We start from the raw sequence: 23,150 nt of genomic DNA on the forward strand, positions 1-23,150 counted from the left end.
CCCGCTGGGGACGAGGGCGCCCCCGGTGACTCCTGTGCAGGGGCCTCGCGGCTCAGCCGGGGAAGGCCAGATCGCGCACGGGCCGGCTGAGCTCCTGTGCCCGCCACGAGGACCCGACCAGCATGAACACGGTGTCCTGCGTCTCGGCGTACAGTGTGCCGCGGTCCCCGGCCGAGACGCCGGTGAGCCCGGAGAGCGGGTTGAGCTGACGCGTCGTGCCGGCGAGGTCGATGATCTCCGGGGTCACCCGGTCGTCCTCGTCCCTGGCTGTCGCGCTGGCGATCAGGCTGGTGTCCCCCACCCACTCCACCAGGTCCGGATCCTCCTGGCTCGGCAGCAGCAGCGGCTCGGTCAGGGAGGCGGGCACGCCGTCGGAGCCTCGCACGACGCCGGCCACCCGCACGGTGCGCCGCTCGCCGTCGTCCACCACGAGCGCGGCCCGGGCGCCGCCGCGGGAGATCCGCAGGGCGACGATGCGCTCGCCGTCCTCCAGCCACGGGGCGGTGACCACGCGCCCGGAGCCGTCTCCTCCGGGCTCGAGGGGGCTCGCCTGGATCCGCGCGGACCCGCCGGCGTCGACCGTCCAGGCCCAGCCGAGCGCGTCGATGCTCGGCGGGGTCAGGCCGGTGCCCCTCACGGCCTGCTCCAGCCTGCCCTCCGCGGTGGCGAGGTAGAGGGAGGTCCGGTCCTGAGTGAGGAACGCGAACCGGGTGCGGTCACGGCTCATCGCGGGGACCGCGGGGTGCAGGTCGGCGACGTTCGGGACCCCGCCCACGGGCGTCACGCTCAGACCCTGGAAGAACGCGAGTCCGCCGGTGGAGGGGGCGACGCCCACCTGCACCGACTCGGCGGGCGGGTCGACCTGGACCGGGACGGGGGTGGCGTCGCCGCCGCTCGAGGCCAGGGGGGCGCCCTCCACCGAGACCTCCACCCGGTTCACGGAGGCCAGGCCCGTGAGCGTGAGCCGCAGCTGCTCCTCCATGCGGTAGCGCGCCTCCGCGTCGGCGCCCTCGACGGCGGCGTCCACGAGGTCCACGCGGGCCACGCCGGCTTCGTCCACGGGGACCGCGGGGTGGGTCAGGTCGGTCCCGGAGCGCACGGGGAACGCGGACACCGTGGCCCCCGTGAGGTAGGGCGCGGGGCCGTGGAGCAGCGCGCGCGTCGCGGCCGTCACCGTGGTCCCGCGATTGACGAACCACCGCACGTCCGCGACGGCGTAGGTCATGGTCTGGTCGAAGAACACCAGGTCGTGCGGAGCGTAGACCTGGGTGAACTGGGAGAGGGAGAGCAGTGTGCCGTCGTCGACCGCCGAGATCCGCGGGCCCTGCTCGGTCTCGTCGAGGGTGATCTCCCAGGCGCGAGTGCTGCCGGGCGGGGCCATGGTGCGCAGCCCGTACTCGTCCACCTCGGAGTCCACCTCCACCTGGATCTGGTAGGAGTCCTCGGCCACCCGCGTGATGGTGGGCTGCGCCGAGTAGACGACCGTGCGCTGGGCCGGGTTCCACTGCTGCGTGGCGGGACCGGTGAGGTACTCGCGGGCGATCTCGTAGTCGTCCTGCGGGCTCGTGCCCGCCAGGATGAACCCGCGGATCACCTCCTCGGCGTCCGCCCCGTCGGCGGGGCCGGGCGGACGGAACTGCGGGGTGTCGGCGGAGGCACGGTTGTCCGCGAGGGGCTCTCCGGTGCGCACCGGGGAGGACTGGGGGATCTGCGTGCAGCCCGCCAGCACCAGGCAGGCCGCGAGGGTCGCGGACAGGGCGGCCGTGCGCCGCCCGCGGGAGGTGGGCGGGCGGAGCGGGGCTCGGCGGCGCGGCTCGGCTCGATGTGGATCGCTCACGATTCCTCCTCGGACAGGGGCGGGGCGGGGATCGGGTGGGATCCGGCCCCTGAGGGGTCGCCCCCCGGACTCCGGCCGTCCGCGGCCGCCGCGGCGATCACGGCGTTCCAGCGCGTCTCGGGCAGCGGGCGGTCCAGGTCGTCGGCGCGCCGCCGGCCGGACTCGGAGTACTGGGGCGGGGTGCTCATCGCGGCGCGCACGAGCGGCTCGGGCGCCTCCATCCCGGCCGGGGTGGCGGACCGCCGGCGGGGCAGGGAGAGCATGAAGCATGATCCCACGCCCAGCTCGCCCCACGCCTCGAGGCGGCCGCCGTGCAGCCGGGTGTCCTCCGTCGCGATGGAGAGGCCCAGACCGGAGCCGCCCGTCGTGCGCTTGCGCGACGGGTCGGCCCGCCAGAAGCGGTCGAACACGCGCTGGACCTGCTCGGGGCTCATCCCGACGCCGTGGTCCACGACCGCCACCGTGACCACCTTGACGTCGGCGCCCACCACGACGTCGACGGGCGCGCCGTCCGCGTGCTCGATCGCGTTGTTGACGAGGTTGCGCAGGATCCGCTCGATGCGTCGAGGGTCCACCTGGGCCTCGAAGGTCTGCCCCTCCGCCCGGCCGAGCGGCACGAGGTAGACGGGCACCTCCGCCTGCTCGGCGAGGGGCTGGGCGGTGAGCACCACGTCACGCGCCAGCTCCAGCAGATCGGTGCGCTCGAGCGCGAGCGAGGCCGCGCCGGCGTCGAAGCGGGTGATCTCCAGCAGGTCCGCGAGCATGGCCTGGAAGCGGTCCACCTGGTGGTGCAGCAGCTCGGTGGAGCGTCGGTTCACGGGGTCGAAGTCCTCGCGGGAGCCGTAGAGCACGTCGGCGGCCATCCGCACCGTGGTGAGCGGGGTGCGCAGCTCGTGAGAGACGTCGGAGACGAACCGCTGCTGCATCTGGGAGAGCTGGGCCAGCTGGGTGATCTGATCCTGGATGCTGTCCGCCATCCGGTTGAACGAGGTCCCCAGACGCGCCAGCTCGTCCTCGCCGCGCACGGGCATCCGCACGGCCAGGTTCCCGCCGGAGATCGCCTCGGCGGCGCTGGCGGCCTCCTGGACCGGGCGGACGAGACGGCCCGCCGCCCACGTGGACAGCACCACGTTGAGGACGATGAAGCCCGCGCCGAACACGAGCAGGACCCGCAGCACGGAGTCGAGGGACTCCTGGACGTCGGAGAGGTCGTAGACGAGGTACAGCGCGTAGCCGGCCCCCGGGGGCAGCACCACCTGGGTGCCGAAGGCGAGCGCGGGCCGCGGGACGCCGGCGGCGTCGGGCAGGGAGATGCTCGCGTCGTACACCCCGGGGCCCTGGGCCACGGCCCGTTGCAGGTCCTCCGGGATCACGGACGGATCGAACTGCGCGGAGGAGATGGTGCCGACATAGGCGGACTCGGACTCGGGCAGCGGCGTCAGGTGGAAGCGACGACGGATCGTGGTGCCCGTGTCCCCCTCGAGCGCACGCAGCGTCTGGCTCACGAGCGCGTCCGTGCTCTGGTCGTCCGAGGCGGTGGAGCCCGCGAAGGTCTCGTGCACCCGGCTCAGACCGCGCCGGGCCTCGGCCTCCACCTGCTGGTACCGGGACTGGAAGAGGGCCTGGGTGATCTGCTGCGTGAGGAACCCGGAGAGGGCCAGGCCGGCCACGAGTGTCAGCAGGGCGGCGAGCACAGCGCTGCGCAGCCGGAGGGACTGGGCCCAGCGGTGGCGCAGTGCCGTCCACGCGCGCGTCAGGACTGGCCCGCCTTGTACCCCACGCCGCGGACGGTCAGCACCACGGACGGGTTCTCGGGGTCACGCTCCACCTTCGAGCGCAGGCGCTGGACGTGGACGTTGACGAGGCGGGTGTCCGCCTGATGACGGTAGCCCCAGACCTCCTCGAGCAGCATCTCGCGCGTGAAGGCCTGACGCGGCTTGCGGGCCAGCGCCACGAGGAGGTCGAACTCAAGGGGCGTGAGCGAGAGGGCGGTGCCGCCGCGGGTGACCTGGTGGCCGGCCACGTCGATCTCCACGTCCCCGATGCGCAGCAGCTCCGCGGGGCGGGTCTCGCCCTCGCGCAGGCGCGCGCGCACCCGGGCCACGAGCTCGGCCGGCTTGAAGGGCTTGGGCACGTAGTCGTCCGCGCCGGACTCCAGCCCGCGGACCACGTCCGCGGTGTCGGACTTGGCCGTGAGCATCACGATCGGCACGTCCGACTCGGCGCGGATCAGCTTGCAGACCTCGATCCCGTCGATGCCGGGCAGCATGAGGTCCAGCAGCACGAGGTCCGGGCGCTCGGCGCGGAACGTCGGCAGAGCGGACGTGCCGTCGGCGGCGAACGCGGGCTCGAAGCCGTCGTTGGTCAGGACGATGCCGATCATCTCCGCGAGCGCCTCGTCGTCGTCCACCACCAGGATCTTGGCCCTGCTCATCGTTCCTCCTCGTCCGCTTCACGTCCGGGCGTCCCCGACACTTCGGATCGTAGCGCCCCGGGCGGACGCCGGGCGCCCTCGGCCGTCACCGCCGCCCGGAACGTCACCGATTCGTGACGACGGCCGACCCCGGTGGGAACCCTGCGCCGCCCGCGGACATGATGGGGCATGGACACCTCCTCGACTCCGCCGCTGACGGACCTCGGCGACGTCGCCCTCTGGGCCCTCGTGCGGGGCGACGACGCCGACGCCTTCGCCGCCGCCTTCGATCGCCATCAGGCGCGAGTGCACCGTCACGCCCGGCGCTGGACGGTCACGCCGCACGACGCCGACGACCTCGTGGCCGCCGTATTCCTGGAGGCATGGCGCCGCCGGGAGGACGTGAGCGTCGTGGACGGATCCGTCCTCCCCTGGCTCCTCGCCGCCGCCAACAACGTCCAGCGCAATCGTGCCCGCTCCGCCGTGCGCAGCAGCCGTGCCATGGAGCGCCTTCGCCGCCGCAGCGCGACGTCGGCCCCCGACCACGCGGACGACGTCGCCGAGCTCGTCGACGCCGAGCGGCGCGCCGACACCGTCCGGCGGGCGTTCGCGCGGCTCGACCCGATCGCCCAGGACGTCCTGACCCTCTGCGTGCTGGAGGACCACCCGATGGCCGCTGCGGCCGAGGTGCTCGGCTGTCCCGTCGGCACCGTGAAGTCACGGCTGAACCGGGCCCGGCGCAGCCTGCGCCGGGCCCTCGAGGACACCGCACCGGACGCCCCCGTCACCGCCCTCCCCTCGGTGCCGGCCGCCGGCCCCGTCCCTCCCCGCCGTTCCGACACGCCTCGCATCGTCACCCGCCCCGCGTCGCCCACCCTCACCGAGAGGACCGCCTCATGTCCGTGAGCACCCGTCACCAGCCCCCTGCCGACGCGCTCGGCCCCGCCCTCGACTCCGCACTGCTCGGCCGCGCAGACCGCTCCCCCTCCCCCGATCGGGTCGCGGCGCTGCGGGAGCGCATCCTGGAGGACGCCTCGTCCGAGGCGGTCCTCCCGGCCTCGGAGACCGACTCCTCGCGCCGTCCCCGCGCTCAGCGGTGGCTCGCCGCGGCCGCCGTCGGCGCCGTCGTCGTCACGGGCCTCGGCGTGGTGCCGGGTGCCGTCGCGGAGGCGGAGGCGAGCCAGGTCCTCACCGACACGGCCGCGGGGATCCGGTTCACCGACGACCTGGTCCCCGGGCCGGGCCAGTACATCCGAGTGGACTACCGCCACACCCAGAAGGCGATGTCGGGGCCGGGCGGAGTGCAGGATGCGCTCTCTTACGGCCGGGCCCGCTACCTCCCGGCCGACCCGGGCCGCGACGCCGTCGACGTGCCCGATCCGACGCTCGCGGCGGACGGCAGCGTGCTCTCCCAGGAGCCCTCGACCTCCTACCGGGCGGACGCGATGGGGCCGGGCAGCCTGCCGCAGAGGCTCGAGGTCGACAGCCTCGAGGAGGTGCCCCGGGATCCCGACCAGCTGATCCGGTTCTTCCGGGACCGGTATCACGGCGGCTCCGCCTCGAGGGACGCGAACCTGTTCGTGCAGCTGACCGACACGCTGCGCGAGCCCGGCCTCCCCGCCGACCTGCGTCGAGGCCTCGTCGCGGCCCTGGCCCAGGCACCCGGGGTCCGGGTGGAGGAGGCGGTCACGCTGTCCGATGGGCGCACGGGCGTCGGCGTGAGCCGCGCCGAAGTCCTGCGGATGGGGGCCATCGAGCAGATGGTGCTGGACCCGACCACGGGGCAGGTGATCGGCGAGCGCGATCTCGTCGGATTCGGCGTCGGGGAGTTCGGGACGACGGAGGTCGTCTCGGAGTCGACCACCCGGCTCTCGATCGTCGACGAGGCCCCGAGGGCCCAGGTGCACATCGACGACCACATGGGGCCGAACGGGGAGGACATCACCCACCTCCCCTGAACCCCGGGACACCCGACGTCTCAGCCGAGGAGCTCGCCGACCCGCGCGTTGAGCTCCTCGGCGTCGGTGCGCAGCCGGCGCAGCACGGCTGCGTCGTGCCGCCCGCCGACCGTCAGCGTCACGCGGCGCAGCAGGGCGGGGTCCATGCCCATCCGGTCCCACGTCCGGACGATCGTCGCGGGCCGCTCGGCGGTGCGCAGGGTGACGCGGCGGCCGGCGTCGGCCCAGCCCGCGACGACGCCCCACTCCTCAGGCGTGGAGCCCGGCCCCTCGAGCGCGCCCACGGGGAGCATGAGGGACACCGGCTGCCGCGTCGTCCCCGTCTCCGACGGGGGCGGCGCGTCCGGGAGCGCCTCGGCCGCGAGCGCAGCCAGCGCGGCATGGTCCGGCGCGCCGTCCTCGGACCCCACGCCCGCCCGGCCCGGAGCGAGCCACGCATCCTCGATCCCCCCGCGCGCCCTGAGCCCGGTGAACAGCTCGCGCCACACGTGCCGCGCCTCGTCTCGGGGCATCGAGCGCACGGTGCGGTATCCGCTCGCGGTGGGCAGGGCTCCGGCGAGCACCGCGGCGGCCCACGGCTCGTCCAGCACGACGCCGAGACGGCGCGCCCCGGTGGTCTCCCGCAGGCGCCCGAGCGCCTCGATGAGCCCTTCCCGGTAGGACTCGGCGACGTCGCGGCGTGCACCGGCGTCGATGAGCACGCGTTCACCGCCGGGCAGCCACAGCGCCCCGAGCAGACTCAGCGGCCCGCGCACGCGCACCGCGAGGCGCTCGGTGGAGACCCCCTCGGCGCCGGCCGTGTCTGCCCAGCGGTGGGCGTCCTCGCGCCAGAAGGACGCCGCCCGCCGCCGGTCCATGCCGGAGCCGACGACACCGGGCGGGCTCACCCGCCAGCCGTGGGGCTGCAGGTCCACGGGGAGCTCGTGCAGGAGGGCGGCCGAGCGTCCGACGTCGTCCGCGCCGGGGCCGCGGTCCGGCAGCTCGGGGAGCACGGGCCAGTGCTGGCCCTCGAGCTCCCCGTGGGTCGCGCGGTGGGCCTCCGCGGCATCGGTCCCGGACCACGGGGACCCGCCGAGGGCGCGCACCGACGTCGCCGACGGTGGCTCAGTGGCGACCGGCTCAGGCACGGGCCCCTCCGTCAGCATCACGGGCGGCGTCCTGCCGGACCACGGGGACCGTTCCGGTGCGGGGGCCGACGTCCTCGCCCGCCGCGATGGCGCGGTGGTGGCGGATGACCTCGGCGATGACGAAGTTCAGGAACTTCTGGGCGAACGCGGGCTCGAGCTCGGCGTCGTGGGCGAGTCGCTGGAGGCGCTCGATCTGCGCGGCCTCTCGTCCCGGATCCGAGGGAGGGAGGTCATGCTCGGCCTTCAGCCGGCCGACGCGCTGCGTGAACTTGAAGCGCTCGGCGAGGAGGTAGACGAGCGAGGCGTCGATGTTGTCGATGCTTCCGCGGATCGCGAAGAGCTCGTCGAGGACGGCCGGGTCGGTGGACGCGTCGAGGGAGCTGGCATGCGGGTCGTAGTCGGCGCTCATGACGGGAAGACTACGCACCCGCGGGAGCGGCGAGGCGGGCGTTGCGCGCGGCGTCGATGGTGGCCTGGCCGAGCACGCGCGTGCCCCGGTAGAGCACGGCGGACTGTCCGGGGGCGACCCCGCGCAGTGCCGCGGCGGGCTCGATCTCCCAACGGGGGGCGCCGTCGTCGCCGGCGGCCTGGCGGGCGCGGGCCGGGACGATCTCGCCGTGGGCGCGGAACTGCAGCTCGCAGTCGAACCAGTGCCCGGCGGCGGCCTCCGGCAGCGGCGACCCCGCCCACGTCGGGCGGATGCCGGTGATGCGGTCCACGTCCAGCAGGTCGCGGCCGCCGACCACCACCGTGTTGTCCTTCGGGCGCACCTCCAGGACGAAGCGGGGCCGGCCGTCGGCGGCCGGGCGGCCGATGGCCAGCCCCTTGCGCTGGCCCACGGTGTAGGCCTGGGCGCCGGCGTGGGTGCCGAGGCGCTCGCCGTCGGGGCCGACGATGGGGCCGGGCTCGAGCTCGATGCGCTCGGCGAGCCAGCCGCGCGTGTCCCCGTCAGGGATGAAGCAGATGTCGTGGGAGTCCGGCTTCTGGGCGACCGTGAGGCCGCGCTCGGCCGCCTCGGCGCGCACGAGCGCCTTGGACGGGGTGTCCGCCAGCGGGAAGAGGCAGTGGGCCACCTGGTCCGCGGTCAGCACGCCGAGGACATACGACTGGTCCTTCGCGTCGTCGGCGGCGCGGTGGAGCTCGAGCGCCCCGTCCGCGCCGGGGCGCACGGCGGCGTAGTGGCCCGTGCAGACGGCGTCGAAGCCGAGCTCGAGGGCACGCTCGAGCAGGGCCGCGAACTTGATCTTCTCGTTGCAGCGCAGGCACGGGTTGGGCGTGCGGCCCGCGGCGTACTCGGCCACGAAGTCGTCCACCACGTCCTCCTGGAACCGCTCGGAGAAGTCCCACGTGTAGAAGGGGATGCCGAGCCGCTCGCACGCACGCCACGCGTCCTGCGCGTCCTCGATGGTGCAGCAGCCCCGCGAGCCGGTCCGCAGCAGGCCCGGCATGCGAGACAGCGCCAGGTGCACCCCGACGACGTCGTGACCGGCGTCCACCGCCCGCGCGGCGGCCACGGCCGAGTCCACTCCCCCGGACATGGCGGCGAGGACCTTCATGGGGATGCCTTTCGACGGGGAGCAGGGCTGGACAGTCTACCGAGCCGGCCCCAAGACCGTGCATGGTCGCCGCCGCCCGATGGGTCCTCCTGCCGCGAAGGCGCGGGGGGGGGATCAGGAGCGCAGCCGCCAGCACCGCAGAGAGGCCCAACCCCCACCAGAAGAGCGTCCCGGCCGCTCGGTGACGACAGGCACGCCTCTGCACTCGACGCCGTCCCCGTCGGCATGTCCCCTCCATCTGCCGCGCGCTCACGCGACCCCAGGGCAGACGATCACCTCAGCGCCCCCAGGACGAGGGGCTTCATCGACTGCTCACCGTCCGGAAGGACGCAGCCGCCCCAGCGCCCCCACGAGCGCCGCCACGTCCTCCGCCGTGCTCGTGTGCCCCAGCGTGAACCGCTGCGTCGCCCGCGCATCCGCCTCGGTCCGCCCCGGCAGCGCGAGCACCACGTGGGACGGCTCGGCGACGCCGGCCGTGCACGCCGAGCCGGAGGACGTGTCCAGCCCGGCCATGTCGAAGCCGAACAGCAGCGCATCCGCGCTCTTCCCCGGCACGGTGACATGCACGTTCCCCGGCAGCCGCCGTGTCCCGGCGGGCAGCCGCTCCCCCGTGGCCGGGTCCACATCGCGCGGCCCGGTGAGCGTCACGCCCCCCACCGCGTCGACGGCGGCGATCACCTCGTCCCGCAGCGCACCGAGGCGCTCGGCCTCGCCCGACTGCTCGGCCACCGCCTCCTCGACGGCGGCCGCCAGCGCCGCCGCCAGCGCCGCCGACACCGTCCCGGAGCGCAGGCGCCGTTCCTGCCCTCCGCCGTGCGCCACCGGCTCGAGCGACACGTCCCGCCGCACGATCAGCGCCCCCACGCCGACGGGCGCGCCGAGCTTGTGCCCCGACAGGGCGAGCGTCGCCGGCCCGGACCCTGCGAAGTCCACGGGCACCGCGCCCACGGCCTGCACCGCGTCGGTGTGCATAGGCACCCCGTGCTGCGCCGCGATCCGTGCCGCCTCCGCCACGGGCTGCACCGTGCCGATCTCGTTGTTCGCCCACATCAGCGTCGCCAGTGCCGTGCGGTGCGGCGCCTCCGCGAGGGCCGCCGCCCACGCGCCGAGGTCGACGGCGCCGTCGTCGTCCACCGGGACGAGCACCGACTCGGCGCCCTCATGGGCCACGAGCCAGTCGACCGTGTCCAGGACGGCGTGGTGCTCGATCCCGGTGTGCACGATCCGCGTGCGGCCCCGGTCCGCCGCGCGGCGCGCGCGGAAGAGCCCCTGGACGGCGAGGTTGTCCGCCTCCGTGCCCCCGGAGGTCAGCACCACCTCGGACGGGTGCGCCCCGACGGCGGCCGCGATGCGCTCGCGGGACTCCTCGAGCCCCAGCTTGGCGCGGCGGCCCGTGGCGTGCAGCGAGGCGGGGTTGCCCACCTCCCCGGCCGCGCTGGCGAACGCCGCGAGCGCCGCGGGCCGCGCCGGGGTCGTCGCGGCGTGGTCCAGGTAGACGCGTCGGGGCGTGGTCACGGGGCGGACGGGGTCACGGGGCGGGTCTCGGGCACGGGGCGAGTCTACGGAGCGCGGGCACGGACGCCGCCGCCCCTCAGCGCAGCGCCGCGAAGGCCTCCACGGCGCGCGTGGGGCCGGCCACGAGCAGCGTGTCCTCGGGCACGAGCACGTGATGGCCGGGCGGGTACGCCCATCCGTCGCCGCTGCGCAGGGCGACGACGCGCACCCCGGTCTCCCCCGCCAACCCGGCCGAGCGCAGGTCCTGCCCGAGGTGGCGCTGAGGCGCGGACGTGCGCACGATCGCGAAGCCGGGCTCGACCTCCACGAAGTCGTCGAGGGCGTTGAGCACGAGGTGGGCCACGCGGCGGCCCATGTCCCGCTCGGGGTGGACCACGTGGGCCACGCCCAGCTGCTGGAGGATCGCGCCGTGCCGGGGGTCGTTGGCCTTGGCCCACAGATGCGTGACGCCGAAGCGCAGCATCAGCGAGGTCGTCAGCACGGACCCCGCGAGGTCTCCGCCGATCGCCACCACCACGTGGTCGGCCTCGTGCACGGACAGCTCGCGCATGGCCTCCTCGTCTGCGGTGTCGGCGCGCACCACGTAGGTGAGCCGGCCATGGAGGGACTGGACGACGGCCGGGTCGTGGTCGACGCCCAGCACGTCACGGCCGGAGGCCATGAGCTCGAGGGCGACGGAGGCACCGAAGCGGCCGAGGCCGAGCACCACCACGGTGGAGCCCAGGGCGCCGGTGGACGGCTTGGCCGAGAACAGGGAGCGGAGCGGATCAGCCAATCAGGGGCCTCTCTTTCGGGAGTTCGTAGTGGCGCGTGCGGGTCTTGAGGGCCAGGGCGCCGGCCACGGTGGCCGGGCCGATGCGCCCCACGAACATGAGCACCATGAGCACCAGCTGCGCCAGCGGCGGAAGCTGGGCGGTGATGCCGGTGGACAGCCCCACGGTGGCGAACGCGGAGACGCATTCGAAGAGCACTTGGTCGGTGGTGAAGGACGTCATGCCCATGAGCAGCACCGTCCCCGTGATCACCGCGGCGGCCGAGAGCATGATGACCGTGATCGCCTCGCGATGCGTCGAGCGGGACAGGCGGCGGCCCATCACGTTCACGGCCGCGTCGCCGCGCAGCTCGGTGACGACGACGGCGCCCAGCACCACGGCCGTCGTGATCTTCACGCCGCTCGCCGTGCCGGCCGGGCCGGCGCCGATGAACATCAGCAGGTCCGTGGCCATGAGGGTGACGGGGTGCATCTGCCCGTAGTCGAGGGAGTTGAAGCCGGCGGTGCGGGTGGTGACCGACTGGAAGAACGCGGCGAGGACGCGGGAGGCCGGGTCCAGGGCACCCAGCGTGCGCGGGTTGTTCCACTCCATCACGAGGTACATCGCGGTGCCCGCGGCCAGCAGCGCCACGGTGCCGACCACCACGATGCGCGCCGTGAGCGGCCAGCGGCTTGGCCTGCGGAAGTGCCGGACGAACGTGACGTACACGGGCAGGCCCAGGCCGCCGGCGATGATCGCGGCGGCGATCGGCAGGCACACGAACGGATCGGCCACGAAGTCCATGAGGTTCGCCGAGTGCAGGGCGAAGCCGGCGTTGTTGAACGCGGAGACGGCGTGGAAGAGCCCGTGCCACGCCGCGGTGGGCAGCGGCAGGCCGTGGCCGAGCCAGAACCGCAGGGTCAGGCACGCCGCCACGCTCAGCTCCACCGCCGCGGAGACCGTCACGAGAAGGCGCAGCACGCCGGGCAGGTCCCCGATCCCGGAGGTGCGCGAGGAGGCGGCCGCGTCCAGCCGCTGGGTCAGCCCGAGGCGACGCATCACCAGCAGGCCCATCAGGGAGGCGAACGTCATCACGCCGAGGCCTCCGAGCTTGATCAGGCAGAGGATGACGACCTGGCCGAACCCCGTCCAGAACGTCTCGGTGTCCACCACGCCGAGGCCCGTCACCGTGGTGGCGCTCGTGGCGGTGAAGGCCGCCTCGAGGAGCGTGGGCGCGCGGCCGGCATAGGACGCGGGCAGCCGCAGGGCGGCGGTGCCGAGCGCGATCACGACGAGGAAGGACAGGACGACCGCCTGCACGGGACGCAGCCGCGGACGGCCGGGCATGCGTGGCGCTGAGGGCATGGGCACGAGCCGGGAATCTACACCCGCGTGGGGCGCCACGCGGAGCACTCCCGCGATTCCCGGCGCGAGGCGTGCGACACAATGGTGCGATGGCGCACGACGACGGGGACCACCGCACCGCGTATGAGGTCCTGGGCGTGCCCCGGGCCGCCACGGAGGAGGCGGTCCGCCGCGCCTACCGCCGCGCGGCCCGGCAGACCCATCCCGACGTCGGCGGGGACCCCGCGGCCTTCCGCGCGCTCACGAGGGCATGGGAGACCCTGGGGGACCCCGAGGCCCGCCGGCGGTATGACCTGTCCCTCCCGACGGACCCCGCGCGGGGCGCCGCCGGGCCGGGGGCGGGAGCACCGTCCGCGCGCGCGGCCGAACGGCCCGGCGCGACGCCCGTCCGCTACGACCCGCCGCCGGGCGAGGCGTCCGCGGACCTGGCCGTGCTGGACCTGGCCCGATCGAGCCAGCGCGTGCACGGCGCGCCCCGGCCCCGGGGCCTCCTGCCGGACGAGCACCGCGTGCTGCGTCAGGCCCGGACCCTGGACCTGCTGATGCGCCACGTCCTCGACGCGCTGCCGGCCGCGCGCATCCTGACGGGCCTGCGCCTGGCCGGCCGCTGGGGCCGGCCCCTGGACGTGGACCACGCGGTGCTCTGCGGGCACCGCCTGGCGCTGATCGGATCGGTCCAGGTGCCGGACGGCGTCTACACGTGGGACGGCACGGACCTGCGGGCCGGGACCCGCCCCGTCGCGCCGCCGCTGCTGAGGCCGGCCATGATGGCGTGGCAGCACGCCCTGCCGCACGTCACCGTGGGCGGCTTCGTGCTCGTCATGACGGACCGGGACGCCATGCACACGCCCGTGATCCGGCACGCCCGCGGCGCGGACGACCCCGCCGCGCAGGAGGACCTCCTCACCGAGCCGCCGGCCGCGGGCAAGACGTTCCTGCGGGACCTGCTGCTCTTCCTCGGCTCGGGCGAGCACCGCGACCTCGTGGACCGCCGGGTCCTCGGCGCGCTCGTCGCCCGGCTGCACTGACCGGGCCCGGCACTACCATGGGCGGGTGCCCGATCTCCCCGCGTCCGCGCCCCTCAACCCCCATGCCGCAGCGGAGCGGGGCCCCGCTCCCGGCACGCCCGGGTTCCGGATCCTCCTGCACTCCCCGGAGATCCCCGGCAACACGGGCAACGCGATCCGGCTCGCCGCCATCACGGGTGCGGAGCTCCACCTCGTGGAGCCGCTCGGCTTCGGCTTCGAGGACGCCCACCTGCGCAGGGCGGGCCTGGACTACCACGACCTCGCCGTCGTGACCGTGCACCCGGACCTCGAGGCGGCGTTCGCCGCGCTGGGCCCCGCGCGGGTCTTCGCGTTCACGGCCCGGGGCGGCGTGCGCCACGACGAGGTGGCCTACGAGGCGGGGGACGTGCTGATGTTCGGGCGCGAGTCCACCGGACTCGACGCGGAGGTGCTGGCCCACCCGCGGGTCACCGCCGCGGTCCGCCTGCCGATGCAGCCGTCCCGGCGCTCCCTGAACCTGGCCAACGCCGTCTCGGTCGCCGTGTTCGAGGCGTGGCGGCAGCACGGCTTCGCGGGCTCCGCGGCCCCGGACGGCGATTCCCTACACTGAGGTCACCATGGACACGACTGACGCGCACGAGACCCCCGCCCCCGCGCTCGAGGAGCAGGGCGGGCGCTCGCCCTCCGACCCGCTCACGGTGGACGCCCTGCTGCGTCAGAGCGCCCGGGGGGACCGCGCGTCCTTCTCCGCGTTCTACGACGCGACCGTGCCGTGGGTGCACGGGATGGCGGCGGCCATGTTCCGCTCCCCGCGGGACGCGGCCGAGGCGACGCTGCAGACCTACCTCGCCGCGTGGGAGGCGGCCCCCGAGGCCGAGCTGGACCTGAGCGAGAAGGACGACGCCGCCCACCGCGAGCGCCTCGTGTTCGCGTGGCTGGAGGTGCTGGCCCACCGTGTGATGACCGGACTGCTGCGAGAGGAGGCGGAGCCCGGTCGGGGCCGCCTCCCCGACGGCGCCGGGCCGGCCGCCTCCGACCGTCACGCACCTCCGGAGGACCTCAGCGGGCGGGTCGATCCCGCCGCCTTCGAGGCCGTCCGCGGTGCGTGGCTCGGCGGCCTGACCGACGCCCAGCTCGCCGAGCGACTGGGCCTTCCGCGCGACACGGCCCGCACCCTGGTGCGCAACGGCGTCCGCCAGCTCACAGCCGCGCACCGCACGCTGGCCCGCGGACTCGACCAGCCCGCCGACGCGGACGCGGCCCGGACGACCGACGTCCCCCTCGGCGCCACCACCGCCGAGGACCTCGAGGCCGGCCGCGGCGCCCAGCTGGCGGACCTGGCCGCCCTCCATGCCCTGAGCCCCGAGGACCACGCCGCGGCCGTCGACGCCGTGCGCCGCCGCGGCGGCGGTGACCTGGCGGTGTGGCGATCGCGCGTGGACGGCGCCCGCCGCGCCGTGACATGGGCCTTCCGCGGCGTCGTGGCGGAGCCGCCCTCGGCCCTGCTGGACGACCTGCTCCACCGCCTGCCCGCTCCGGCCGCGGAGGACGCGGCCGGCAGGCCCGTCCGTCCGCCCCGGGACCGGCGGCGACCGCTGAAGATCGCGCTGCTGGCCCTCCTGACGCTGCTCGTGGTGGCCGCGGGCGCGTGGGTGGCCTGGGACCAGTTCTCCCGTCCCGGGATCGTGCACCGTGTGGAGTCGGCCCAGGACCTCTACACCACGTCCACGTATCCGGGGCGCCAGGGCGGGACGCTCCAGGCGTTCCTCTCCCCGGATCAGAACAGCGGGTTCGTCACCGTCAACGGCATGCCCCGGCTTCCCGAGGGCAGGGCCTACCAGGTGTGGCTCTACCCGAAGGACGGCTCGGCCCCCTCCTCGCTCGGGCAGTACGGCTCCGGCGACTTCGGGGACCCGCTGGCGTTCCGCGGTCTGGACCGGTTCGCCGCGCTCTCCCTCACCGAGGAGGCGGACGACTCTCCCGCCGTCCCCACCTCGAAGCCCCTCGTCAGCATCAGCCTGGACCCCGGCTCGCACACCGGGCCCCAGTACGGCGGACGCCCCTCCGGCCACGGCTGAGACGCACCGACCCGCATCGATCGCGGCCCCCGCTCCTCTCGGGCGGGGGCCGCGGCCGTCAGAAGCCGGCGATCGTGCCGGGGCCGTTGACGGTGACGAGGTGGAAGGCCTCGGCCGAGCCCGCGGGGCCGGCCGGGCCCGCGGCGGCACGGTGGTTCTCCGCCAGCATCCCCCGCACGTGCCGGCGCATCCCCTCCAGGTCCGGGTGCTGGGAGAGGTGCGCGTCGAGGGCGCGCAGCTTCACGTCCTCCAGCCCCGTGACGTCCACGGCGAGGTTCCTCCGCTCGGCGGGCGCCGTGTAGAGCATCAGGTGGCGGATGCGGAACGCCTCGAGGCCGGCCTCGGCCAGCTCCGGGTAGCCGTACGGATTCTCCACGGCGGGGTACGCCGCGCGGACCACCGCCTCCCCGCACGCGAGATGGTCGGGATGGGCGGCCTGCATGCGCTCCCAGTCCCGCTCGGGGTGCGGGGAGAGGACGACGTCGGGGCGCACCTCGCGCATGAGGCGCACGAGCGCCCTGCGGACCCGGTGGTCCGGCTCGAGGTGGCCGTCCCGCTCCCCCAGGAACCGCACGTCCTCCACGCCGATCGCGGCGGCGGCCGCGCGCTGCTCGGCATGCCGGCGGGCCGTCATGGCCTCGGGCCCCGCGGAGTCGAAGCCGCCGGCGTCGCCGTCGGTCACCACGCACAGGACGACGCGCAGCCCGGCCGCGCAGAAGCCCGCCAGGGTCGCCGCGGCGCCGAAGTCGAGGTCGTCCGGGTGGGCGCCCACGGCGAGGACGGTGCGCCAGCCGTGCTGCCGGGCGAGCGCCGCGGGGGTGACCAGGGCGGTCGCGGCCGCGTTCGTCGCGGGCGTCACGCGGCGCCCCCGTCCGCGAAGGTGACGTCCGCGGTCCTCTCCTCGCCGCCACGGCGGTAGTGCACGGTGGCGGTGTCGCCCACGCGCTGCTCACGGACGACGGCGGTGAGGGACTGCGCGTCGGAGACGGCGCGCTCCCCCACGGCGGTGATGACGTCGCCGGACTCCAGCCCCGCCGTCGCGGCCGCGGAGTCGGCGACGACGTCGCGCACCCGCGCGCCGGCGCTGAACACGGCCGCCGAGTCCTCCGATCCGCCCTTGGCCTGCGCAGGCTCGGGGGTGACGCTCACGCCGAGCATGCCGTGGGTGGCCTCGCCGTCCTCGATCAGGTCCTGCGCGATCCGGTGCGCGTAGTCCACCGGGATGGCGAAGCCCACGCCGATGTTGCCGGCCTCCCCGGAGCCACCGGCGCCGCCCGCGGAGGCGATCGCCACGTTCACCCCCACGAGGCGGCCCTGGGCGTCCACGAGGGCGCCACCGGAGTTGCCCGGGTTGATGGCCGCGTCGGTCTGCACCACGTTGATGTACACCTCGCCGTGCTGGGCCTGCTGCGCGGAGTTCGGCAGCTCGAACCGGAAGCGCTCCGAGCCGGGTGCGCCGGCGGCGGCGTCCTGCTTCGGGGCCTCCGAGGAGGCGACCGCGATCGTGCGGTCCAGCGTGGAGATGATGCCGTCCGTCACCGTGTTCGGCAGGCCCAGGGGCGCGCCGATCGCGATCGCGTCGTCGCCCACCTTCAGGTCCTTCGAGGAGCCGAGCTCGATGGGGGTGAGCCCCTCGGCGTCGATCTTCAGCACCGCGAGGTCGGAGAGCGGGTCCGTCCCCACCACCGTGGCGGCGTACACCGTGCCGTCCGAGGTGCGGACCGTGAGGGACGGGTCGGCCGCCTGCCCGCCCAGGGTCACCACGTGGGTGTTGGTCAGGATGTGGCCCTCGGCGTCGAGGATCGAGCCGGAGCCGGACCCAGAGCCCTGGGGCGAGGTCGCGGAGATCGTCACGACGGAGGGCAGCGCCTTCCCGGCGGCCTGCCCCACCGCGGTGGCCCCCGTGGGCGGGACGGAGCCGCCGGGCGTCGCGCCGGCCTGGGCCTGCTCTCCCTGCCCCGCACCGCCCTGGCCCTCCTGGGCGGTGCCGGCGACGGCGGCCGGGGCGTCGTCCGCGAGGCGGCTCACGCCGGCGCCCACGCCGCCGCCCACGAGCCCGGCGGCCAGCACGGCCGCGGCGAGCGCGCCCACGCCCACGCGGCGCGCCGGACGCACGGCCGCCGCGCCGGAGCGCGTGCCGGCTTCAGGCTCATGATGGGGGGTGGCACCCTGGTGGAGGGTCGCGTCCTGGAGGGGGGCGGTCTGCGGCCCCCGCGTGGTCTCGTCCACGGCGTCCTGCCTCTGCTGCTCGTTGCCTGGAGGCCCGGTGCGGGCCACGCTCTGCGAGCGGACCCGGGCCCTCCGCGCGTCGGTCCTGCCCCGGCGGCGCCCCCATCGTTCCCCCTCCGCCTGGACGTGTCCTGAACGTCTCATCCACATGCGGGACGAAGCAGGGCGGGGCGGACGGGACCCCTGGTTCCCCCGCCGGGCGGCCCCTACACTCGAGCGCAGGTTCCCCCGGGCGCCGCCCTCCTGGCGGCGTCCGCTCCGCACGCCCACCGAAGGAGCGCCTGCATGGCCATCCCCGCCCCCACCACGCACGTCGGCCGGCTCAGCCGCGCCGTGACCGCGGGAGGCGTGGGCCTCGGCCTCGCCGCGCTGGCGGCGCCCGCCGCCCACGCCGTGGTGGCCGTGCCGCCGGGCGTGCAGGTGGTGGACGAGGCGGGCGTCCTCTCCTCCTCCGAGGAGCAGCGCCTCACGCAGGACATCCAGCAGATGCGCCGCGAGACCGGTCAGAACCTCTACGTGGTGTACGTGGACCAGTTCGGCGTCGGGGGCTCCCAGGGAGTGGTGGAGGACGTCAATGCGTCCCGCCCCCTGGGCTCGAATGACCAGGTGCTGGCGATCGCGGTGGAGGAGGGCCTCTACGGCTTCGACGCCGGCAGCGCCCTCAACCGGATGCAGGGGGACATCACCTCGGCGTACATCGGTCCCGCCCTGCCGACGTCGGACCCGGCCGACTGGCTCGCCCCGGCCGAGGCCGCGATCGCGGGCGTGGACGACGCCGCCGACGGCGCGCTCGACGGCCGGGGGGCCAGCGGCGCGCAGCTCGATCCGGGCGGCCCGCTCCCCGCGGGCGCCGGGGCCGGCGGCGCCGCCCGGCAGGACTCCGGGCAGCAGGACGCCGCCCCCTCCGACGGCGCGGGCGGCCCGCTGACCGGCCTGCTCGGCGCCGGCGCGGTGGCCGCCGCGGTGGCCGGCGGCGTCGCGGTGGCCCGGGGCCGCAAGCGCAAGGGCGGGGGCGAGGCCCGCGGCCGCGAGGTCGCGGCCGGTCCCGCTGCCCCGCGCGACCCCCTGGACGCGCTCCCGGTGGAGGAGCTGCGCACGAAGGCCGGCTCCAAGCTGGTGGCCGCGGACGACGCGATCCGCTCCTCCGAGCAGGAGCTCGGGTTCGCGATGGCCTCCTACGGGGAGAAGTCCGTGGGGACGTTCCGCGAGGACCTGGACAAGGCGAAGGAGCACATGCGCGCCTCCTTCCAGCTCCAGCACCAGCTCGACGACGAGATCCCGGACACCGAGGCCGACCAGCGCTCGTGGCTCAAGGAGATCATCGCGCGCTGCGACGAGGTCGGCGCGGCGCTGGCCGCCCACGAGAAGGAGTTCAACTCCCTGCGGGACCTCGAGAACCGCGTGCCCGAGGCGCTCGCGGGCATCGCCGCCAAGGTCCCGGCGGCCGAGGAGCGCGTCCGGCGGGCGGAGTCCGCGCTCGTCGCCCTGCACGGCTCATACGCCGAGTCCGCCCTCGCCGAGGTCAAGGACAACGCCGCCCAGGCACGCCAGCGCATCGAGTTCGTCCGCACCGCGGAGGCGAAGGCGAAGGAGGCCTGGAACTCCGGGGATCGCTCCACCGCCGCCCTGGCCGTGCGCGCCGCAGAGGAGTCCCTCGCCCAGGTGGACACGCTCACCGCGGCCGTCGACGGTGCGGACCAGTCCCTGCGGACGATGCTGCAGAACGTGCACACCGGCATCGCCCAGTCCGAACAGGACGTGGCCGAGGCCGAGGCCGTGGTCCGCTCCGGCGCCCACGCCGACCTCGCCGGCCCCGTGGCCGGCATGAAGCAGACCCTCACCACGGTCCGCTCCTCCCTCGCCTCCGGACGACCTGACCCGCTGGACCTCCTGCGCCGTCTCGAGGCCGCGCACCGACAGCTCGACGTGCCGCTCTCCAGCGTGCGCGACGGCCGCGAGCAGGCCCGCCAGGCCGCGCAGATGCTCCAGGCGGCGATCGCCCAGGCCCAGGCGCAGATCGACGGGACGGCCTCCTTCATCGGCGCTCGCCGCGGCGCCGTGGGATCCGAGGCGCGCACCCGGCTCGCGGAGGCGGACCGCGCCCTCCAGACCGCCATGCAGCTGGGCGGCTCCGACCCCGTGACGGCCCTGCAGCACGCGCAGCGCGCCTCCCAGCTGGCCGACCGCGCGAGCGAGCTCGCGCAGGAGGACGTGAGCGGCTTCGGCTACGGCGGCGGCATGGGCACCATGGGCTACGGCCCCGGCATGGGCTACCAGCGCAGCGGCGTCGGCGGCGGCTTCGCGGGCGGACTCGGCGGCGCGCTGCTCGGCGGCATCCTCATGAACTCGATGCTCGGCGGCGGCCACCACGACTCGTGGGGCGGCGGCGGCTTCGGCGGATTCGACGGCGGCGGGCTCGGCGGCGGCGACTTCGGCGGCTTCGGCGACATCAGCGGCGGAGGCTTCTGATCGCCCACGACTCCGGCGTCGACGCGCCGGCCCCGGCCCGGTCCTGACCGGCACGGGACCCGTCCGCCCTCGGGCCGGCCGGGACGCACGAACCACCGCGGGCCGCCGGCCCGCGGGAAGTGGAACACCGACGAAAGGCAGACATCATGGTCAAGCAGTCCATCCTCGGTCGCATCAGCACCCTGGCCAAGGCCAACATCAACGCCATGCTCGACAAGGCGGAGGATCCCCAGAAGATGCTGGACCAGATGGTCCGGGACTACACGAACAACATCGCGGAGGCCGAGGCCGCCGTCGCCCAGACCATCGGCAACCTGCGCATGATCGAGGACGACTACCGCGAGGACCAGGACGCGTCCCGCAGCTGGGGCCAGAAGGCCCTCGCCGCCTCGCAGAAGGCCGACGACTTCCGCAGCAGCGGCGACACCGCCTCCGCGGACAAGTTCGACAACCTCGCCAAGGTCGCCATCGAGCGTCAGATGGACGCCGAGCGCCAGATGAAGTCGGCCGAGCCGACCATCACCTCCCAGCGCGACATCGTGGAGCGGCTCAAGACCGGCCTCGACCAGATGAAGGTCAAGCGCCAGCAGCTGGTCTCCAAGCGGGACGAGCTCACGGCCCGCGCGAAGTCCGCCCACGCCCAGTCCGCCGTGGCCGACGCCGTGAAGTCCATCGACCTGCTGGACCCCACCTCCGAGGTCAACCGCTTCGAGGAGAAGGTCCGCCGTGAGGAGGCCCGCGTGCGCGGCCAGCAGGAGCTCGCCTCCTCCTCCCTGGACGCCCAGTTCGAGTCCCTCGAGGACCTCGGCGAGCAGACCGAGGTCGAGGCGCGCCTCGCTGCCCTCAAGGCCGGCCAGTCGCCCGCCCAGATCGAGTCCTCCGCCGCCGAGGGCCAGAACCTCCAGCTGGACTACGCCGAGGACGAGACGGCCACCCGGGCCCAGGCCTGATCGCCTGCGGGACGACGCCGGCCGCGCCGCGGCCGCGTCCGCCCCTCGACGACGGCGACGTCGAGCACCCCTCCCGGGTGCCCGGCGTCGCCGTTTTCGCGTCTGCGGGGGCGGATTGCTAGGGTCCCCCAGTCCCCCGCATCCCTCGGGGGATCCTCGTTCCTCCCTCGCACCCGACAGGGGTACCTCCACATGCAAGACCAGTTCACGGCGTGGTCCGTCCTGGTGGACGGGGGGCTGATCGGCGCGCTGCTCGCCGTCGGCACGCTCGGCCGCGCCCTCATCAAGCCCCTCCAGACCCTGATGATCCCCGCCTCGGTGATCGCCGGCATCCTGGGGCTGGCCTTGGGCCCGAACGGCGCCGGATGGCTGCCCTTCAGCTCGCAGCTGGGCACCTACGGGTCGATCCTCATCGTCATCGTCTTCGTCTGCATCGCGCTGACGGACGACTTCGACGTGCGCAAGATCGGCCGTCCCGTGGGTTCGTTCGCGGCCTACGGCGTGCTGATCTACGCGTCCCAGGTGGCCCTCGGCGCGCTCGTGGCGCTCGTGGTGCTCAAGCCGCTGTTCGGCACCCCGGACTCCTTCGCCGCCCTGCTGTTCGCCGGCTGGGCCGGCGGCTTCGGCTCAGCCGCGGCCGTGGGCCAGGCATACGCCGCGAACGGGGACGCGACCGTGACGTCCCTGGCGTACACCTCCGCCACCGTCGGCATGATCGTGGGCGTGGTGGGCGGCATCATCCAGGCCAAGATCGGCGCCAAGCGCGGGCACGCCCAGGAGTTCGCCGGCCTGACGTCCATCCCGGACGAGCTGCGCACCGGCGTGCTCAGCCAGGTGGAGGAGCGCCCCGTGATCGGCCGCCACACCTTCTCCGCCGCCTCCGTGGAGTCCCTCGCATTCCAGGTCGGCATCGTCGCCATGATCGCCGCCGCCGCCCACGGCGTCGTCACGTGGATCACCGCCGTGTGGCCGCAGGTCGTGGGCGAGGGCGGGCCCCAGCTGATCATCCCGGCGTTCGCGATCGCGTTCATCATGGGCCTGGTCGCGCGCGTGCTGTTCCAGGCCACGCGGACCGCGCAGTTCCTGGACTCCGCCTCGCTCAACTCGGTCTCGGGCACCGCCACGGACATCCTCATCGTGTGCGGCATCGCCTCGATCGCCCCCACCGTGGTGGTCGAGTACTGGCAGCCCCTGCTCGTGCTCTTCGTCGTGGGCCTGGCCCTCGCGCTGGCGCTCGGCACCTTCGTGGCCCCGCGCGTCATGACCGACTCGTGGTTCGAGAAGCAGCTGTTCACGTGGGGCTGGGCCACCGGCGCGGTCGCCACCGGCGTGGCCATGCTGCGCATCGTGGACCCCAAGCTGAAGTCCGGGACCATGGAGCAGTTCGGCGTGGCCTACATTCCCGTGGTGCCCGTCGAGATCGCCGCCGTCTCCTTCGTGCCGCTGCTGCTGATCGCGGGCCTGGCCTGGTCGGTGGTGGGCATCTGGGGCGCGATCGCCGTCGCCGCGATCCTCGTCTCCATCTGGCTGCGGCGCACGGATCCGGCGCGCCGGACGGCCGTGAAGGCCTGAGCGTCCCGCACTCCGACGGCGGCGTCGGGCGGTCCCCCACCACGAGCGGTGGAGGTCCGCCGGACGCCGCCGTCGTCTCAGCCGGGGTCCTCCCGGACACGCACGAAGGCCCCCAGCAGATGCTGGGGGCCTTCTCTCGTTGCGGGGGCAGGATTTGAACCTGCGACCTCCGGGTTATGAGCCCGGCGAGCTACCGAACTGCTCCACCCCGCGGCGACTCGTATGACTATACACACCCGGAGCAGTGCGTTCAAATCGAGGACAGCCGCCCGTCACCTGACGGCCACGCCCCCGCCATCCGAGACGGCGGGGGCGTGGTCGG

At 74.9% G+C, this 23,150-nt stretch carries 19 protein-coding genes and 1 tRNA gene; 8 read left to right on the forward strand and 12 right to left on the reverse strand.

Annotation, left to right across the window (positions count from 1 at the left end; translation table 11 throughout):
- Nucleotides 1-52: 52 nt before the first annotated feature.
- Genes LG274_RS03840 through mtrA form a run of 3 tightly spaced genes read right to left on the reverse strand, consistent with a single transcriptional unit; the run spans nucleotide 53 to nucleotide 4,271 of the window.
- The gene (locus LG274_RS03840) at nucleotides 53-1,837 is read right to left on the reverse strand and encodes an LpqB family beta-propeller domain-containing protein (protein WP_404465499.1); all 1,785 of its coding nucleotides are present in this window, start codon (nucleotides 1,835-1,837) and stop codon (nucleotides 53-55) included.
- On the reverse strand, nucleotides 1,834-3,531 hold the full coding sequence (mtrB, locus tag LG274_RS03845) for an MtrAB system histidine kinase MtrB (protein ID WP_404465501.1): 1,698 nt from the start codon (nucleotides 3,529-3,531) through the stop codon (nucleotides 1,834-1,836). Before mtrB ends, LG274_RS03840 begins: the two co-directional genes overlap by 4 nt.
- A 59-nt stretch (nucleotides 3,532-3,590) precedes the next feature.
- Nucleotides 3,591-4,271, reverse strand: coding sequence for an MtrAB system response regulator MtrA (gene mtrA / locus LG274_RS03850; RefSeq protein ID WP_248117191.1), 681 nt, complete (start codon nucleotides 4,269-4,271; stop codon nucleotides 3,591-3,593).
- A gap of 168 nt (nucleotides 4,272-4,439) precedes the next feature.
- On the opposite strand from mtrA, the gene LG274_RS03855 reads away from it, so the two are divergent.
- Both LG274_RS03855 and LG274_RS03860 read left to right on the forward strand, forming a co-directional pair.
- Nucleotides 4,440-5,156, forward strand: a complete 717-nt coding sequence (locus LG274_RS03855; protein WP_404465503.1) for an RNA polymerase sigma factor — start codon at nucleotides 4,440-4,442, stop codon at nucleotides 5,154-5,156.
- A complete protein-coding gene (locus tag LG274_RS03860; protein WP_404465505.1) occupies nucleotides 5,147-6,208 on the forward strand; it encodes a CU044_5270 family protein in 1,062 nt (353 codons plus the stop codon). The genes LG274_RS03855 and LG274_RS03860 overlap by 10 nt, the downstream gene beginning before the upstream one ends.
- Nucleotides 6,209-6,228: 20 nt before the next feature.
- Here LG274_RS03860 and LG274_RS03865 read toward each other — a convergent pair whose 3' ends face one another.
- The 6 genes from LG274_RS03865 to LG274_RS03890 all read right to left on the reverse strand — a co-directional run bounded on the left by LG274_RS03865 (nucleotide 6,229) and on the right by LG274_RS03890 (nucleotide 12,523).
- Nucleotides 6,229-7,335, reverse strand: coding sequence for a hypothetical protein (locus LG274_RS03865; protein ID WP_404465507.1), 1,107 nt, complete (start codon nucleotides 7,333-7,335; stop codon nucleotides 6,229-6,231).
- Nucleotides 7,328-7,744, reverse strand: a complete 417-nt coding sequence (locus tag LG274_RS03870; protein ID WP_248117199.1) for a chorismate mutase — start codon at nucleotides 7,742-7,744, stop codon at nucleotides 7,328-7,330. The genes LG274_RS03865 and LG274_RS03870 overlap by 8 nt, the downstream gene beginning before the upstream one ends.
- Before the next feature lie 10 nt (nucleotides 7,745-7,754).
- A complete protein-coding gene (gene mnmA / locus LG274_RS03875) occupies nucleotides 7,755-8,891 on the reverse strand; it encodes a tRNA 2-thiouridine(34) synthase MnmA (protein WP_248117201.1) in 1,137 nt (378 codons plus the stop codon).
- 312 nt (nucleotides 8,892-9,203) lie between these two features.
- Nucleotides 9,204-10,406 carry a cysteine desulfurase family protein gene (locus tag LG274_RS03880; RefSeq protein ID WP_404465509.1) on the reverse strand — a complete coding sequence of 401 codons (1,203 nt, stop codon included), beginning with the start codon at nucleotides 10,404-10,406 and terminating at the stop codon, nucleotides 9,204-9,206.
- A 76-nt stretch (nucleotides 10,407-10,482) separates the two neighbouring features.
- On the reverse strand, nucleotides 10,483-11,181 hold the full coding sequence (locus LG274_RS03885) for a TrkA family potassium uptake protein (protein ID WP_248117205.1): 699 nt from the start codon (nucleotides 11,179-11,181) through the stop codon (nucleotides 10,483-10,485).
- The gene (locus tag LG274_RS03890) at nucleotides 11,174-12,523 is read right to left on the reverse strand and encodes a TrkH family potassium uptake protein (RefSeq protein WP_248117207.1); all 1,350 of its coding nucleotides are present in this window, start codon (nucleotides 12,521-12,523) and stop codon (nucleotides 11,174-11,176) included. The genes LG274_RS03885 and LG274_RS03890 overlap by 8 nt, the downstream gene beginning before the upstream one ends.
- Nucleotides 12,524-12,612: 89 nt before the next feature.
- Between LG274_RS03890 and LG274_RS03895 the strand changes: the two genes are divergently transcribed.
- The 3 genes from LG274_RS03895 (at nucleotide 12,613) to LG274_RS03905 (ending at nucleotide 15,608) form a co-directional block, all read left to right on the forward strand.
- A complete protein-coding gene (locus LG274_RS03895) occupies nucleotides 12,613-13,551 on the forward strand; it encodes a J domain-containing protein (protein ID WP_404465512.1) in 939 nt (312 codons plus the stop codon).
- 109 nt (nucleotides 13,552-13,660) lie between these two features.
- Nucleotides 13,661-14,140: a tRNA (cytidine(34)-2'-O)-methyltransferase gene (locus tag LG274_RS03900; RefSeq protein ID WP_319076305.1), complete on the forward strand. Its 480-nt coding sequence runs from the start codon at nucleotides 13,661-13,663 to the stop codon at nucleotides 14,138-14,140.
- A 7-nt stretch (nucleotides 14,141-14,147) separates the two neighbouring features.
- The gene (locus LG274_RS03905) at nucleotides 14,148-15,608 is read left to right on the forward strand and encodes an anti-sigma factor domain-containing protein (protein WP_404465514.1); all 1,461 of its coding nucleotides are present in this window, start codon (nucleotides 14,148-14,150) and stop codon (nucleotides 15,606-15,608) included.
- A gap of 58 nt (nucleotides 15,609-15,666) precedes the next feature.
- On the opposite strand, the gene LG274_RS03910 is transcribed toward LG274_RS03905, so the two are convergent.
- Both LG274_RS03910 and LG274_RS03915 read right to left on the reverse strand, forming a co-directional pair.
- Nucleotides 15,667-16,467 carry a PIG-L deacetylase family protein gene (locus tag LG274_RS03910; RefSeq protein WP_404465516.1) on the reverse strand — a complete coding sequence of 267 codons (801 nt, stop codon included), beginning with the start codon at nucleotides 16,465-16,467 and terminating at the stop codon, nucleotides 15,667-15,669.
- Entirely contained in the window at nucleotides 16,464-17,885 is a 1,422-nt protein-coding gene (locus tag LG274_RS03915) for a S1C family serine protease (protein ID WP_404465518.1), read from the reverse strand. The genes LG274_RS03910 and LG274_RS03915 overlap by 4 nt, the downstream gene beginning before the upstream one ends.
- Before the next feature lie 237 nt (nucleotides 17,886-18,122).
- Here LG274_RS03915 and LG274_RS03920 point away from each other — a divergent pair, with 237 nt between their 5' ends.
- The 3 genes from LG274_RS03920 to LG274_RS03930 all read left to right on the forward strand — a co-directional run bounded on the left by LG274_RS03920 (nucleotide 18,123) and on the right by LG274_RS03930 (nucleotide 22,828).
- Nucleotides 18,123-20,306 (forward strand): TPM domain-containing protein, encoded by a 2,184-nt coding sequence (locus LG274_RS03920; protein WP_404465520.1) that lies wholly within the window; start codon nucleotides 18,123-18,125, stop codon nucleotides 20,304-20,306.
- Nucleotides 20,307-20,452: 146 nt separating this feature from the next.
- Nucleotides 20,453-21,256 (forward strand): PspA/IM30 family protein, encoded by an 804-nt coding sequence (locus tag LG274_RS03925; protein WP_404465522.1) that lies wholly within the window; start codon nucleotides 20,453-20,455, stop codon nucleotides 21,254-21,256.
- Between the two features lie 192 nt (nucleotides 21,257-21,448).
- Nucleotides 21,449-22,828, forward strand: a complete 1,380-nt coding sequence (locus LG274_RS03930; RefSeq protein ID WP_404465524.1) for a sodium/glutamate symporter — start codon at nucleotides 21,449-21,451, stop codon at nucleotides 22,826-22,828.
- Between the two features lie 139 nt (nucleotides 22,829-22,967).
- Here the strand turns inward: LG274_RS03930 and LG274_RS03935 are convergent.
- Nucleotides 22,968-23,041, reverse strand: a tRNA-Met gene (locus LG274_RS03935).
- Nucleotides 23,042-23,150 lie beyond the last annotated feature (109 nt).

The organism is Micrococcus antarcticus, from assembly GCF_044872765.1.
Lineage (GTDB): Bacteria > Actinomycetota > Actinomycetes > Actinomycetales > Micrococcaceae > Micrococcus.